This is a genomic window from Mycobacterium sp. (assembly GCF_019247615.1).
Taxonomy (GTDB): domain Bacteria; phylum Actinomycetota; class Actinomycetes; order Mycobacteriales; family Mycobacteriaceae; genus Mycobacterium.
This window is the reverse complement of record NZ_JAFBAT010000199.1, coordinates 1-14,891: the sequence shown is the minus strand read 5'-3', so window position 1 is coordinate 14,891 and position 14,891 is coordinate 1. Positions and strand designations below refer to the sequence as shown.

The 14,891-nt window shown below is 67.0% G+C and carries 10 protein-coding genes and 1 pseudogene; 9 read left to right on the top strand and 2 right to left on the bottom strand.

The window, feature by feature from the left end; genetic code table 11:
* Positions 1–12 precede the first annotated feature (12 nt).
* The 9 genes from eccB to JO059_RS13695 all read left to right on the top strand — a co-directional run bounded on the left by eccB (position 13) and on the right by JO059_RS13695 (position 11,589).
* Entirely contained in the window at positions 13–1,458 is a 1,446-nt protein-coding gene (eccB, locus tag JO059_RS13735; protein ID WP_293319538.1) for a type VII secretion protein EccB, read from the top strand.
* Positions 1,455–3,698 carry a type VII secretion protein EccCa gene (eccCa, locus tag JO059_RS13730; protein WP_293319536.1) on the top strand — a complete coding sequence of 748 codons (2,244 nt, stop codon included), beginning with the start codon at positions 1,455–1,457 and terminating at the stop codon, positions 3,696–3,698. Before eccB ends, eccCa begins: the two co-directional genes overlap by 4 nt.
* Positions 3,695–5,446 carry a type VII secretion protein EccCb gene (eccCb, locus tag JO059_RS13725; RefSeq protein WP_293319534.1) on the top strand — a complete coding sequence of 584 codons (1,752 nt, stop codon included), beginning with the start codon at positions 3,695–3,697 and terminating at the stop codon, positions 5,444–5,446. Before eccCa ends, eccCb begins: the two co-directional genes overlap by 4 nt.
* A 262-nt stretch (positions 5,447–5,708) precedes the next feature.
* A complete protein-coding gene (locus JO059_RS13720) occupies positions 5,709–6,887 on the top strand; it encodes a PPE family protein (RefSeq protein ID WP_293319532.1) in 1,179 nt (392 codons plus the stop codon).
* Positions 6,888–6,975: 88 nt separating this feature from the next.
* Entirely contained in the window at positions 6,976–7,278 is a 303-nt protein-coding gene (locus tag JO059_RS13715; protein ID WP_293319530.1) for a WXG100 family type VII secretion target, read from the top strand.
* Positions 7,279–7,327: 49 nt separating this feature from the next.
* Positions 7,328–7,618 (top strand): WXG100 family type VII secretion target, encoded by a 291-nt coding sequence (locus JO059_RS13710; RefSeq protein WP_293319528.1) that lies wholly within the window; start codon positions 7,328–7,330, stop codon positions 7,616–7,618.
* Positions 7,619–7,721: 103 nt separating this feature from the next.
* A complete protein-coding gene (locus JO059_RS13705; RefSeq protein ID WP_293319588.1) occupies positions 7,722–9,260 on the top strand; it encodes an AAA family ATPase in 1,539 nt (512 codons plus the stop codon).
* The gene (gene eccD / locus JO059_RS13700; protein ID WP_293319526.1) at positions 9,257–10,819 is read left to right on the top strand and encodes a type VII secretion integral membrane protein EccD; all 1,563 of its coding nucleotides are present in this window, start codon (positions 9,257–9,259) and stop codon (positions 10,817–10,819) included. The genes JO059_RS13705 and eccD overlap by 4 nt, the downstream gene beginning before the upstream one ends.
* A gap of 32 nt (positions 10,820–10,851) precedes the next feature.
* Complete coding sequence (locus JO059_RS13695; RefSeq protein WP_293319524.1) at positions 10,852–11,589, top strand: hypothetical protein; 738 nt, start codon at positions 10,852–10,854, stop codon at positions 11,587–11,589.
* Here JO059_RS13695 and JO059_RS13690 read toward each other — a convergent pair.
* Both JO059_RS13690 and JO059_RS13685 read right to left on the bottom strand, forming a co-directional pair.
* Positions 11,575–13,737, bottom strand: a complete 2,163-nt coding sequence (locus JO059_RS13690) for a secretion protein EspK (RefSeq protein ID WP_293319522.1) — start codon at positions 13,735–13,737, stop codon at positions 11,575–11,577. The two genes, JO059_RS13695 and JO059_RS13690, sit on opposite strands and share 15 nt — an antisense overlap.
* Positions 13,734–14,891, bottom strand: a pseudogene (locus JO059_RS13685) (hypothetical protein); the annotation flags it as partial. The pseudogene JO059_RS13685 and the gene JO059_RS13690, both read right to left, overlap by 4 nt.

The following is a 14,891-nucleotide window of genomic DNA, read 5'->3' as shown; positions in this document are numbered from 1 at the left end:
ACTGGACAACGAATGGCGGGTTTTCGGCTTACTACCAAGGTCCAGGTGAGTGGCTGGCGTTTTCTGCTCCGGCGATTGGAGCATGCCATCGTTCGCCGCGACACCCGCATGTTCGACGACCCGCTGTCCTTCTACGGCAGGTCGGCCGCGCTCGGCGTTGTCGTCTCCGTGCTGATCCTGGTGGGCGCCCTGGCGCTGGCATACTTCAAGCCCCAGGGCAAACTCGGCAGCGGCAATCTGTTCGTCGACCGCACGACCAATGAGCTGTATCTGATGGTGTCGGGGCAGTTGCATCCTGTCTACAACCTGACTTCGGCGCGGCTGGTGCTTGGCAGTCCGGCCGAACCGGCGGCCGTGAAGTCCGCCGAACTGAACAAGCTGCCGAAGGGCCAGCCGGTTGGCATCCCGGGTGCGCCGTATGCCACCCCCGTGTCGTCGGGCTCCACCTCGGCTTGGGCGGTGTGTGACACCGTCACCAAGGCCAACACCATCAATCCCTCCGTCCAGACGGCCGTGCTGGCAATGCCTTTGGCCATCGATCCGTCGGTGGATCCGCTCCTTCCCAACGAGGCGCTGCTGACCATCTACGAGAAGGTTGACTGGGTCATCACGACAAGCGGTCGGCACGCCACCGAATTGGCCGACCGCCCCCTCACCTCCGCGGTGGGCATTCCCCTCAACCCCAATCCCAGCCCCCTGTCTGCCGCGATCTTCAACGCCCTGCCCGACGGCGGGTCGTGGCGGTTGCCGCCCATTCCCGACGAGGGCGCCCCCAATACCCTTGGGCTGCCGGACAATTTGGTGGTCGGGTCGGTGTTCCAGATCCGGACGCCCTCGGGGCCGAAGTACTTCGTCGTCCTCCCGGACGGTGTCGCACCGGTGAACGACAACACGGCCACGGCGCTGCGCGCCATCCAGTCGCACGGCCTGGTCGAACCTCCCGCGGTGGTGTCGAGCGTCGTCGTCAGAATCCCCGAGAAGATCTATCCGTCGCCGCTCCCCGATCAACCGATCAAGATCGTGTCCCGGCCGAACGAGCCCGTGTTGTGCTGGTCCTGGCAACGCAAGACCGGCGAGCATTCGGCGAAGACAACGGTCATAACGGGTCGGAGTCTGCCGATCCCGCCGTCCGCCATGAACCGCGGCGTCCAGCAGATCCAGGGCGCGGCAACCATTTACACCGACGGCGGCAAGTACGTACAGGTGCAGTCACCCGATCCCCGGTACGGCGAATCCCTGTTCTACATCGACCCGCAGGGGGTGCGCTACGGGATACCGGATGAACAGACGGCGAAGGCGCTCGGCTTGTCGTCACCCAAACCGGCTCCGTGGGAGGTCATTCGCCTCTTGGTGGACGGTCCCGTGCTGTCGAAAGACGCCGCGCTGCTGGCGCATGACACGCTGCCCGCGGACCCGAGCCCCGGGAAACTACCGGCGACGTCAGGAGCTCCCGGATGACAACGAAAAAGTTCACCCCGAGCGTCACTCGCGGCCCGAGGCTCAACCCCGGCGAGATAGCCCTCACACCGCCCGAGGACCTCGGCGTCGACGTCCCGCCCTCCTTCGTCCAGCGGGTCATGCCGTATGTGATGGGTGTGTGCATGCTCGGCATGATCGGGATCATGGTGATGAGCGGCACCAAGACGCTGTCGCCCTACATGATGATGATGCCGCTGATGATGATCATGATGTCGTTGAGCATGGTCGGCGCCGGCGGAGGCGGCGGCGGCAAGAAGGTGCCCGAGATCAACGCCGACCGCAGAGAGTATCTGCGTTATCTGGCCGGGCTTCGACCCCGGGTGACGTCCTCGGCCGCCGCCCAGGTCGCGTTCTTCAGCTACCACGCACCCCATCCTGACGATCTGTTGTCACTCGTCGGCACACCCCGGCAGTGGTCCCGCCCGGCCAGTGCGGACTTCTACGCCGCCACCCGCATCGGAATCGGAGACCAGCCGGCGGTCGACCGGCTCATGAAGCCCTCGGTCGGCGGCGAGCTGGCGGGCCCGTCCGCGGCGCCTCAGCCGTATCTGGAGCCGGTCGCCAACATGTGGGCGGTCAAGTTCCTGCGCACGCACGGGCTGATCCACGATTGTCCGAAACTGGTGCAGCTGAGGACGTTTCCGACGATCGCCATCGGCGGCGACCCGGCGGGCGCGGCCGGGTTGTTGACCGCGATCATCTGCCATCTGGCCGTGTTCCATCCGCCCGACCTGCTGGCGATCCGGGTCCTGACCGAAGCCCCCGATGATCCGGCGTGGTCCTGGCTGAAATGGCTTCCGCACGTTCAGCATCCGAGCGACACTGACGCGGCCGGGCCGGTTCGGCTGATCTCGTCCCAGGCGGAAAGCCTGTCCGATCTCGCCGCGCGCGGTCCGCACACTCCCGACTCCATCCCGGGGGGACCCTATGTCGTGGTAGTCGACCTGACCGGCGGCAAGGCGGGAGTTCCGCCCGACGGAAGAGCCGGTGTCACGGTGATCACGCTGGGCAACCACCGCGGCTCGAAATACCGGATAAGGGTGGCCGAGGATGGGACGGCGGACGACCGACTGCCGGGCCAGAACTTCCGCCAGGTGACTGCGACCACCGATCGCATGACACCGCAGCAGGCGACGCGCATCGCGAGAAAGCTTGCGGGATGGTCGATCACCGGCACCATCATCGACAAGAAGAGCACGGGCGCCAAGAAGAAGGTGGCGACCGAATGGCACCAGCTGGTCGGCGCCAAGAGCGTCGAGGAGGTGACGCCGGCCCGTTGGCGAATGTTCGCCGACAAGGACCTTGACCGCCTCAAGATCCCGTTCGGCCACCAACTGAAGACCGGCGAGGTCATGTACTTGGACATCAAGGAGGGCGCGGAATTCGGCGGCGGCCCACACGGAATGCTGATCGGGACCACCGGGTCGGGCAAGTCCGAGTTTCTGCGCACCCTCATCCTGTCGTTGGTGGCGACGCACCACCCGGACCAGGTCAACCTTCTGCTCACCGACTTCAAGGGTGGTTCGACGTTTCTGGGGATGGAAAAGCTTCCCCACACGGCAGCGGTGATCACGAACATGGCGGAGGAAGCGGAGCTCGTCGGTCGGATGGGGGAGGTGTTGACCGGCGAGCTTGACCGCCGGCAGAACCTCCTGCGCCAGGCCGGCATTCAGGTGGGCGCGACCGGGGCGCTGTCCGGCGTGGCCGAGTACGAGAAATATCGGGAGCGCGGCGCCGACCTGAAGCCGTTGCCAACGCTTTTCGTGGTCGTCGACGAGTTCGCCGAGTTGCTGCAGAGTCACCCCGACTTCGTGGGGCTGTTCGATCGAATCTGCCGAGTGGGCCGCTCGCTGCGAGTGCATCTGTTGCTGGCCACCCAGTCGCTGCAGACCGGCGGCGCACGCATCGACAAACTGGAGCCCAACATCACCTATCGAATCGCGCTGCGCACCAGCAGTTCCCACGAATCGAAGTCGGTGATCGGGACACCGGAAGCGGTGTACATCACCAACAAGGAAAGCGGCGTGGGGTTCCTGCGAGTCGGAATGGAGGACCCGGTCAAGTTCAGCACCATCTACACGGGTGCCGCGTACGTTCCGCCCGCGCATGCCGAGGCAGATGGCGAGGCCGGTGTGGACGGAACGCGCAATGGCTCCCGAGCGCTGCGCATCCGCCAGTTCACCGCGGCCCCGATGCTCGAAGAATCGGAGCGCCAATGACTGTCGAGTCGAAAGGACGGGCGCTGAGCGAGGTAGTGCTCGACCAGCTCAGCACCGGCGAGTCGCGGGCATACAAGATGTGGCTGCCGCCGTTGACCGATCCCACTCCTGTCGATGAACTCGTTACCCGGGCCGAGGGACGGCTGTTGTACTTCCCGCTGGGAATCATGGACGAGCCGCGCCGGCATCTCCAGGAGCCTTGGGGTGTCGACGTTTCCGGCGGGGGCGGCAACATCGGCGTCGGAGGTGCGCCACAAACCGGCAAGTCAACGCTGTTGCAGACCTTGATGCTGTCGGCCGCCGCCACGCACACGCCGCGGCAGGTGCAGTTCTACTGCATCGACCTTGGTGGTGGCGGCTTGATGTACCTGGACAAGCTGCCGCACGTCGGCGGAGTGGCGACCCGATCAGAGCCCGACCGGGTGATGCGAGTGATCGCGGAGGTGCAAGCCGTTCTGCGGCAACGCGAAGTCACCTTCAAGGAGCATCGCGTGGGCTCGATCGCGTCTTACCGGCAGTTGCGCGCCGATCCCAGCCAACCGGTCGCGGCCGATCCGTTCGGCGACGTGTTTCTGGTCATCGACGGGTGGCCTGCTTTTGTCGGCGAGTTTCCCGACCTCGAAGTGCATGTCCAGAACCTCGCCGCACAGGGCCTTTCGTTTGGGATCCACACGATCATCACCACACCCCGGTGGACCGAGTTGAAGTCGCGCATACGCGACTACCTCGGAACCAAGATCGAGTTCCGGCTCGGTGACGTCAACGACACCCAGATCGATCGCGCCACCCGCGACATTCCGGCAAACCGGCCGGGCAGGGCGATGTCGGTGGAGAAGCACCACCTGATGATCGGTGTGCCGCGGCTGGACGGCGTCCACAGCACCGAAGGCCTCGTTGAGGCCATCACGGCGGCGGTAAATCACATCGCATCCCTGGCGACGGTGCAGGCGCCTCGGGTGCGGGTGCTGCCGGAGCGCGTTCACCTCAAAGAACTCGACCCCCGCCCGCCCGGCCCGGATGCCGACTACCGGACGCGCTGGACGATACCGATCGGCCTGCGCGAGACGGACCTTTCGGTCGCCCACGCCCACATGTACACGACACCGCACCTGCTGATTTTCGGTGCGGCCAAAGCGGGCAAAACCACCATCGCGCATGCGATTGCCCGCGCGATCTGTGCCCGCAACAGTCCCGAACAGGTGCGCTTCATGGTGGCTGACTACCGCTCCGGTCTGCTCGGTGCGGTACCGGACAGCCACCTGCTCGCTGCGGGAGCAATCAACCGCAACGCCCAGTCGCTGGACGAATCCGTCAAAGCGCTCGCGGTGAACCTGCAGAAGCGGCTGCCGCCGGCCGACCTGACCACCGCGCAGTTGCGGTCTCGGTCATGGTGGCAAGGATTCGACCTCGTGTTGTTGGTCGACGACTGGCACATGATCGTCGGCGCCGCCGGAGGGTTGCCGCCAATGGCGCCTTTGGCTCCATTGTTGCCGGCCGCTCAAGACATCGGATTGCACATCATTGTCACTTGCCAGATGAGCCAGGCCTACAAGGCGACCATGGACAAATTTGTCGGCGCGGCCTACGGCGCCGGGTCGCCCACCCTGTTCCTTTCCGGAGACAAGCAGGACTTCCCGTCTCGGGATCTTCAGGTCAAAAAGCGGCCCCCGGGCCAGGCATTTCTGGTGTCACCCGACGGTAAAGAGGTCATCCAAGCCGCTTACATCGATCCACCGGAAGAAGTGTGACCAGATCCCCGAAGGGCGGTTAGGATTATCCCGTCGCGCATTAAACCGTTGAACCACAAGGCGATAACTGAGTCGGAGACTGCGTTGACCGTTGGATTGCGCCTCCGCGTTCACCGAATTGCCTTGTATTCACGCACATTTTGATTCGTGTTCACACCAAGTGGAGGACCGCATCCCGCAGCCGAGAAGACTTGCCTTCAGCCGATCTGGTCCAGCCTGAGAAATTGCCCAATTGAGCGCTCGATGAAGGAGCCCGGCCGAGATGTTTTGGCATGCGATGCCACCGGAGCTGAACACCGCGCGGCTGATGGCCGGAGCGGGTCCGGCGCCGATGCTGCAGGCCGCCGCCGGGTGGGAGGCGCTGGGGGGCGCCCTGGAGGCTCAGGCCGCCGAGTTGGCCGCGAGGCTTGCCGCTCTCGAGGCAGCGTGGACCGGAAGCGGCAGCGCGCGCGCGATCGCCGCCGCCACTCCGATGGTGGCCTGGCTGCAGACCGCCGCGCAGCAGGCGCGACGGCGCGGGATGCAGGCCTCGGCGCAAGCCGCGTCCTACGTCAAGGCGTTGGGGATCACCCCCTCGTTGCCCGAGATAGCGACGAACCACATCACGCACGCGGTCCTCACGGCCACCAACTTCTTCGGTATCAACCTGGTGCCGATCGGCTTCAACGAAGTCGACTATTTCGTCCGCATGTGGAACCAGGCCGGCGGCGCGATGGACATTTACCAGGCGGAAACCGCCGCGAACACGGTTTTCGAGCCGCTTGAGCCGATGAAGCCAATCCTGCAGCCCGGGGCGGTGAGTGAGACGGTTCTCGGCAACCTCAGCCAGTTCTCGCAGATGGCGTCGGAGGCGGCGAGTGAAGTGGCGACACCCACCGCCGCTGTCGCGGGGATTCCGACCGGGCAGGAGCTTACCCAATTCGCAAGTGGGATCGGCCAACTCGGACAACTGAGCGGGCCGATGCAGCAGCTGCTCCAGCCGCTACAGCAGCTGACGTCGCTGGCCGGCCAGGCCGGCGGCATGCCCGGCGCCGGCGGCGCACACGGCATGGCCGGCACGCCCGGCAAGGCAGACATCGGGCAGGTGGGCCTCATCGGCGCCCCTCCCCTGTCCAACCACCCGTTGGCGGGCGGATCGGGCCCGAGCATGGGCCTCGGACTGATGCACGCCGAGGCGTTGCCCGGAGCGGGCGGAACGTCGCCCCGAACCGAGATGATGAGCCGGTTGGTGGATCAGTCCGGCCCTGCGGCCTCGTCGGCGGCCGCCGGCGCCGGCGCCGGGTCGTCGGCGGCAGGGGGCGCGGCACCGCTCGGAATGATGGGCCAAGGCGGACGATCCGCCGCCGGCGCCAGGCCAGCGTCGGCGACCCCGGCGCTGCTTGCCGAGCATCCCGGTGAAGACCAGGACTTCGATCTCCACGATCAGGACGACGGCTGGTGAGCACCCGCAGTTACCGACTTCCCGGCCGCCGGGGCCGGAAGACTTGCCATCTTTTGGTGAGGTCAGAGCACACAGAAAGTAGCGCAACATGGCAGAGATGAGAACTGATGCCGCGACCCTCAGCGCCGAGGCCGCCAACTTCGACCGGATCTCGAGCGAGCTTCAGCGGGTCATCGCCGGGGTAGAGCAGACCGGCGGCGAATTGGCCAGCCACATGGTGGGCCAGGCCGGCACCGCGACCCAGCAGGCGCTGGCGCGCTTCCACGAAGCGGGTCAGGCACAGATCAAGGCCCTCAGCGATATTTCCAGCAACGTCAGTCAGGCCGGAATCCAGTATCAGCGAGCCGATGAAGAGCAGGCCAGCTCGCTGTCGTCGCAAATGAACTTCTGACCAACCCGACCCACACCAGAACAGCACCAGAAAGGCACGGAACAAACCAATGTCGGAACATCAGTCATGGAATTTCGGCGGCATCGAAGCCGGCGCCGGCTCAATCGCCGGAGCCGTGCAGACCACCCACAGCCTGCTCGACGAGGGCAGGGCTTCTCTTGGCAAGCTCGCGGAGGCTTGGGGCGGTAGCGGCTCGGAGGCCTACCAGGCGGTCCAGCAGAACTGGGACAACACCTCGAAGGAGCTCAACGACTCGTTGCAGGCGCTGTCGCAGCGGATCGGCGAGGCCGGCCAGACCATGTCGCAGACGGAGTCCGGCGTCACCGGCATGTTCACCTAGAAAGGCACGGAGCGTCGAACGCGGGATCAGGCGAGTTTCGACCTGAGGGGAGAACTCGCCTCGTCTCGTGTTCGCCCATACGGATGAGTTGCTGGAGGCTCGCATGACGGCCGACTACGACCGGCTGTTTCAGCCGCCCGAGGGCGGCGAGATTCCGGATGCGGCCGCCGCGGAGCCAGACTTCGACATCGATCTGGGCTTCGACATCAGTCCGCCGTCGGGGGCGGCGCCCGCGTCAACGAGCCAGCCAGGCAAGCAAGGCGACACAGCGCCTCCCATGCCGGTCGAGTGGAACAGCCAACCCCCACCGGCCCGGCCCGTGGCGCCCACTCCCATGCCGACGAACCCGGGCGGCCCCAACGGCCACGCGCGGCCTCCTATGCCGGTCGAAGGGAACGGACAATCGCCCCCGGCCCGCCCCAAACCCCCGCCGGTCCCACCCGGACCGCAGCCCGCGGCCCCCTCACAGCATTCGCGACATGCACGCCCGCGGCAAAATCCTCGCGATGCGGCGGAGGCACCGCGCGGCCAACCCGCCACCCCGCCACACAGCCACCGCGCCGGTCCAAGACGCAACCGCGACAATGGGACCGCCGGTCGAACACCCCCATCCCAGCGCTCCTTACCACCCCCGCCACCGCCACCCACTGGACAGGTTGCGGCACAAGCAAAGTCGTTGCCACCGCAGATGACGGATGATCCGCGTGCGCGGCCCGCGGTTTCCCACATCGGGGTCAAACCCGCCGGGAAGCCCGCGGGCAGAGCGGTTTCGCAGCGAGGCTGGCGGCGCTGGCTCCACAAGCTGACACGTATCAACGTCGGACTGTCGCGGGACGAGAAATACGAACTGAACCTGCGCAACCGGATTCGCCGCACCCCCCACGGTCCGTATCAGATCGCCATCCTGGGCCTGAAGGGTGGCGCCGGCAAGACAACCGTGACAGTCGCTTTGGGTTCGGCGTTCGCTCAGGTGCGCTCTGATCGCGTCCTGGCCGTCGATGCCGATGCAAGCTGCGGCAACCTCGCTGATCGTGCCGGGCATCAATCGGCCGCGACGGTCGCGGATCTGTTGGCCGAGAAGGACCTGACGCACTACAACAATGTCCGCGCGCACACCAGCGCGAACGCGGTCAATCTGGAAGTTCTTGCGGCGCAGGACTACAGCACGGCGCGCCGCGCCTTCAGCGAAGCGGATTGGCATCAAGCGATCGGCCCGGCGTCCAGGTTCTACAATCTCGTGCTGGCCGATTGCGGCGCCGGCTTGTTCGACCCGGTGACCCGCGGGGTACTCTCGACGTCTTCGGCGGCGGTGATCGTGACGAACGCGTCGATCGACGGAGCCCGACAAGCCGCGGTCGCGATCGACTGGTTGCGCAACCACGGCCATCAGGAACTGCTGGCGCGCACATGCGTGGTGATCAACCACGTGTTCCCCGGAGAGACCAATATCGACGTCGCCCAGTTGGTGCGACAATTCCGGCAGTATGTCGAGGCCGGTCGGGTCATCGTGTTGCCCTGGGACAAGCACATTGCGGCGGGGACCGAGATTCAGTTCGGCCTGCTGGACCCCGCGTACAAGCGTATGATTCTTGAGCTAGCCGCCGCCCTGTCCGACGATTTCGAAAGGCATGAACGTCGTTGAGCGTCACCGCGACTGGGACCGCCGCCGGCGCGGGAGCCGCCTCTGCTCCGGCGGCTGCGGCCGCGGCACCCCCCAAGCCCGCCACGACCCGGGTAACGATCCTCAACGGCCGACGGCTGACCGATGTCGTGCTGCCTTCCTCCGCACCGATAGAAACGTACATCGACGACACGGTCGCGGTACTGGCTGAGATCCTGGAGGACACGCCCGCGGACGTCCTGGCCGGTTTCGACTTTTCCGCACAAGGCGCCTGGACGTTTGCGCGCCCGGGGGCGCCCCCGCTACCGCCCCAGCACTCACTCGATGACGCGTCCGTTGTCGACGGGTCGCTGCTGACCCTGGTTCCGGTGAGCCGCACCGAGCGGTACCGCCCGCTCGTCGAGGACGTCATCGACGCGATCGCCGTGCTCGACGAATCACCGGAGTTCGACCGGAGGGCGCTGAACCGCTTTGTCGCCGTGGCAATCCCGGCGGTCGCCCTGGCGGTTGTCGTGCTGGCGATATTCGCGTGGTCAAACACGGGGCGCCAGCTGTGGTGGCCGCTGGCTTTGGGCATTGCGGGAATCGTTTTCCTGGCGGGCAGTTGGGCAGCCAACCGGTTCTACCGCAACGCTGAATTTTCGGAAAGCCTACTGGTGACCGCGTTTCCATTGATCGTGGTAGCCGTCGGGCTGGCCATCCCGAGGCCGCGCGGGGTCTCCTCGTTCGGGCCGCCGCAGCTTGCCGGTGCGGCCGCGGCTGTTCTTTTTCTGATGCTGATGACTCGGGGCGGGCCTCGGCGGCGCACCGAGATCGCATCGTTTTGTGCGGTCACCGCGATCGCGGTGACCGCCGCCGCCATCGCCTGGGGCTACGGCTGGCAGCAATGGGTGCCGGCCGGAGCGATCGTGTTCGGGTTGTTCACCGTGACGACTGCGGCCAAGCTGACAGTCGTCGTCGCGCGGATCGCACTGCCGCCGATCCCGGCCCCGGGTGAGACGGTGGAACACGAGGAACTGCTCGACCCCGTTGCGGGTGAAGAGGCCAGTGAAGACAAGGAAACGCCCACCTGGCAGGCCATCATCGCATCAGTGCCTCGTTCGTCCCTGAGGCTCACGGAACGCAGTCAACTCGCCAAGCGCCTGCTCATCGGGTTCGTCACCGCCGGCACGCTGGTTCTGGCGGCCGGTGTGGTCGCGGTGCTCGTCCGCGGACACTTCTTCGTCCACACCCTGGTGCTCGCCGGCCTCGTCACCCTGATGTGCGCGTTTCGTGCGCGGCTCTACGCGGAGCCTTGGTGCGCGTGGTCGCTGCTGGCGACGGCCGTCGCCATTCCGGTCGGCGTGACGGCGCGGTTGTGCATCTGGTACCCACACCGCGCGTGGCTGTTTCTGACCATTCTGGTTGTGACCAGCCTGATAACGGTGACCGTGGTTGGCGCCGCGGCGGGGATTCGCCGAATCACGCCGGTGACGAAGCGGGTTCTCGAGCTGTTGGACGGCGCGATAGTCGCGGCGATCCTGCCCTTGTTGCTGTGGATAAGTGGCGTCTATGACACGGTCCGCAACATTCGATTCTGAGCCCGATGGGCACCTCACAGAGGGACCGAAAGATGACTGACTCACTGGTGGTCGATCCCGCTCGTCTGAAAGCGGCGGGAATCGCGTTGCGCGACCAAGTGCTGCCCGAGTCGCCGCCGCAGATTTCCGCGACCGGGTCCGACCCCGTATCCGCGGCGATCAACCAGACGATGCCGATAATCGAATCGCCGGTGGTCGAGGGGTTGCCTGACGCCCAAGGCGCCCTTGCCAATACGGGTTCGAAGATCGTCGCCGCGGCCGACCTGTATGCCGAGACCGACCAACTGCTGGGGGAGCACGTCGGCACGGTCCAATTTCTGGCCGCAAGCGATCAGCGGGCAACGGGCGCCGGCGGCGAAACATCCGACAAGCAGAGCGCCGCGACGGCCGACAAGAACGACGCGGCAGCCGCGGAGAAGGCTGACACGACACCGGCCGCGGGTGTGGCGAGCAACCTCAATCAGGTGTCCGCGATGACGCAGGCGGCACAACCTGCCACACAGGGCATGCAGAGTGTGATGTCGAGCGTGCAGCAAATGACGGGCGGCGTCGGCAACGCGGGTGCATCGCCGGCAAAGCCCGCCGATGACAACAAAGCCGACGACAGTGCGGAACCGGACGAATCACAAACCGGTGACGCGCATTTGGTCGACGCAACATCGGCGGACAGTGGCGGCGCGGCGGCGGGCGGGCAACGGTCCGGTAGCGCTCCGGCCCAGTCACCTACTACTGCGGGCGGGCCAGAGACGAACCCGCTAGGCGGGACTTAAGATGCGCGGGTCGGCCAGCGCGGCGTCGATCAACGCGGCGAGGTGTTTCCAGTAGAGCCAGTCGGCCACGGCGCTGCGCTGGGCATCGGGGTCCGTCGCGGCGTGCGCCTCCCTCACGAAAACCCGTTCGGCGCAGGCGGCGTACGCCTGAAAGGCCCGCAGGTGTGCGGCTTGACGACCAGATGCCTTGCTGGCCAACGGCTTCATCACGTCGAACCACAGGACGAGGCGATCGTCGGCGGGTGAATTGGCCGGCTCGGCCCCGGCCGGCGCCGGCGGCAAGAGGTCGACCAAGCGCGCATCCGGGGTGGCTGCCAACAGGGTTGCCGCCTCGGAATCCACGACCTCGAGTCGGGATCGGCCGGTCATATCACCGGTCTCCGGAATGTCGTCGGGCTGCAACACAATTGTGGCGACGCCGGGATCGGAATTCGCCAACTGCTGCTCGGTGCCGATGACCGCCCGCAGCTTTTTGTCGTGGTGATCCGCCCAGCCCCGCACGGCCATCACCGGGTAGGTGGCCCAGCGTGCCCGTTCCGCGGGCGGGATCGTCTCGTCCCCGCTGGCCAGATGGACCCGTTGCGGCAGCTGCACTCCTTCGGGGATGTAGGCCAGCCCATAGCTGTTGGCCACGACGATCGCGCCGTCCGTGGTGACCCCGGTCACCCAGAAGAACCCGAGGTCCGTCCGGCCGCCGACGCCCGGTGCGTTCAGCGCGGCGCCGACGCGGCGTGCCAGCTGCAGCGCGTCCGGGCCCGCGCGCCGCGCCGCGTCGGCCGTCGCGGCCTCCGCGATCGCATCACGTTCGGCTCGCGCAGCAGAAACCGGGATAACCGCCGAGGCGCCCGCCGCGCCCTGGTCGACTTCAGTGCGTTCGACATGCCGCGGTTGCGGACCGGGCTTGCCCTTTTCCGTCGACCTCGCGGTTGCCGCCGGTCGCGTGCTTGGGGGCTTGTCGCCGGACTTCTGCCCGACCGGAGCGCCCGACTTGCCTCCCGACTTTGCGCCCGAGCCGGTGCCCGCACCACCGGATCCGCCCGATCCCATCGGGCCGGCCGGCATGCCGGTCGGCCCGGCACCCGCGCCGGCCCCTGATTCCCCCGCCGGCTTCGTCGACGCCGGTGACGCCGCCCCCGACGCCGCCGCCGGAGCCATCCCCTTGCCGCCGTCACCACCCGCTCCGGGTTGTCCCGCCCCGGCCGCAGGACTCAACGGCGACGCCGGAGTCGCCGGGGCCAGCGGAACTGCCGGTCCGCCAATCGGACTGCCGCCCGGCACCGCCGGACCGGGGCCTGCGGGACCCGGCGATGTCGGTGCTGTCGGCTTCCCGGGCGTCTGAGGTGTTCCCGGGGTCGGCTGCAGGCCGCCGCCATCCACCGGAGGTGTTCCGGACGGTGGCGGTCCGGCCGGTGGCGTTCCAGGCGGTGGCTTCGTGCCCCCGGTGCCCGGGGTGACGGGCGGTGGGGTGAGGCCACCTTTCCCGGGCGTGACGGGGACCGGCCCGGGGGTGACGGGGACCGGCTGCGCGGGCCTCGGCGGCGCGTCGGGCGATGGCCGGACGGCGGGAGTGTCCGGGATCGTCACCGGGGGTGGTGTTCTCTGGTCGAGCAGCTCCTGCAGCGCGCTGGCCGGCGGTTTCCACGTCTTGCTCACCAAGATCTGCGCGGCGGTGCCGTCGACAATGGCGACGTTGGCCGCGTGCGCGGAGCTGACCACCGTACTGATCTGCTGTGTCCGCTCGGCAGCGTCCAGGCTGGAGTCTTTCTCCAGGGCGTCGATCGTCCGGTGCGCCGCCACAACATTGTCGGTGACGTCCGACTTGGCCTCCACGATCGTCATGGCAACGTATTTGTGCCACGTGATGACGGTGGCGAGACCGTTTTGCAGAACCGCCATTTCATCGATCAGGGCGCCGAGCTCGCCGTTGGCGGCGGCCGCGGCGCCCCCCGACCAGATACCTCCGTCGAAGATCTCCGCCCGCTGGTGCTGGCAGGTTTCCAAAACGCCGGTGAGTTGGTGCAGAACCCGCGTGTACTGCTGGGCCCGGTCATAGAAGATTTGCTCGTCGACGTCCGGCCAACCGCCCGGGTCGATCATCGGCTCCGCATAGCCCCCCGTCGGCTTCGCGACGCCCAGACCCGCGGTCATTTTTCGGTTGCGCCCTTGCGCGGACGGTTGCCGATAACGCCCTCGGTCCACGCGCGTTCCTCGGTGTAGAGCGCGTCGTCTTCGGACGCCACGCGCTTGCCCTTGCCTTCACCTTTGGCGCCTTGCCCGCCCAGCGGCATGCCACCCATGCCGCCGCCCGTGCCGCCTGCGCCCGGGAGCCCCTTGCCCAAGCCCTCGGTCGCCACCCCGGGGCCGGCCCCGGCCGGGCGTGGCGCGGCATCGCCGCCTGTCGCGGGTTGCAAGGGCATCGTTGGCATGCCGGCCCCGCCGCCTCCGCCCACCGACGCCGGCTTGACTCCCGCTCCCGGGCCCCCCTTCGGCAGCCCCGCTTTGTTCATCGCCGCGTTCACCATCGCCTGGGCATCCGGTGTCGCCGGCATCGACGGTGTTGACGGCGTCGCACCCATGCCGGTGGCAGGCATCATCGGTGTGGTGGGCATCGTGGGCGTCGTCGGCGTGGTGGGCACGTTGGCCGCCGGGTCGCCGGGCGTTTCGGGGACGGGGCCGGGGACGACGGGATCGACGGGCGTCGTCCCTTCCCCGTCACCGTCGCCCTTGTCAGGAGTGGGGTCAGGAGTGGGCGGCGGGTTTATGACGTAAGCGGTGTACGGGGCATTCGGGTTCAACGCGGCGAGCGGAACGCCCGCGCTCCCAATGTAAGTCGATATCGCCGTTTCCGACCTCTTCTGCAAGAGCTCATACCACTCCACGACACTGGGCAAATACTGTTGCAGGTAACGATCTTCTGAATAGCGCTTGTACGTCGCATCGCATTGCGCGACCTCATAGACCGACGGATGCGTTCCGTCGTCGTTGCCGTAGCCGCCCAAGGGCTTGACCTTCTTGTGCGCGTCGGCCACCATCTGGGCCTGCTTGGCCAGGGTTACGCACAGCCCGACCATGCCGGATATCCACTGTTTCTGTGAGGTGAAGTTGCCCTCGACCGCCGCCCTCGCCTCACCCTCCCATCTCAGGAAGGGGCGGAAGCGGTAGTCCTCTTGCTGGAATGCGAGCTGGTACCTGTTCCATTCGGTCGCGAACGCCCTGAACGCCGTGCCTTGGTCGGGGGCTTCGATGTCCGCCGCGGCCTGCCTCACCTCGTAGTACGGGTATTGGAACGGCGGCGGTGGCGG

What these genes read in the sequence shown, in the direction of transcription:
- eccB (WP_293319538.1), top strand. Translation starts at nt 13, where the DNA reads ATGGCGGGTTTTCGGCTTACTACCAAGGTCCAGGTGAGTGGCTGGCGT.
- eccCa (WP_293319536.1), top strand. Translation starts at nt 1,455, where the DNA reads ATGACAACGAAAAAGTTCACCCCGAGCGTCACTCGCGGCCCGAGGCTC.
- eccCb (WP_293319534.1), top strand. Translation starts at nt 3,695, where the DNA reads ATGACTGTCGAGTCGAAAGGACGGGCGCTGAGCGAGGTAGTGCTCGAC.
- JO059_RS13720 (WP_293319532.1), top strand. Translation starts at nt 5,709, where the DNA reads ATGTTTTGGCATGCGATGCCACCGGAGCTGAACACCGCGCGGCTGATG.
- JO059_RS13715 (WP_293319530.1), top strand. Translation starts at nt 6,976, where the DNA reads ATGGCAGAGATGAGAACTGATGCCGCGACCCTCAGCGCCGAGGCCGCC.
- JO059_RS13710 (WP_293319528.1), top strand. Translation starts at nt 7,328, where the DNA reads ATGTCGGAACATCAGTCATGGAATTTCGGCGGCATCGAAGCCGGCGCC.
- JO059_RS13705 (WP_293319588.1), top strand. Translation starts at nt 7,722, where the DNA reads ATGACGGCCGACTACGACCGGCTGTTTCAGCCGCCCGAGGGCGGCGAG.
- JO059_RS13695 (WP_293319524.1), top strand. Translation starts at nt 10,852, where the DNA reads ATGACTGACTCACTGGTGGTCGATCCCGCTCGTCTGAAAGCGGCGGGA.
- JO059_RS13690 (WP_293319522.1), bottom strand. Translation starts at nt 13,737, where the DNA reads ATGACCGCGGGTCTGGGCGTCGCGAAGCCGACGGGGGGCTATGCGGAG.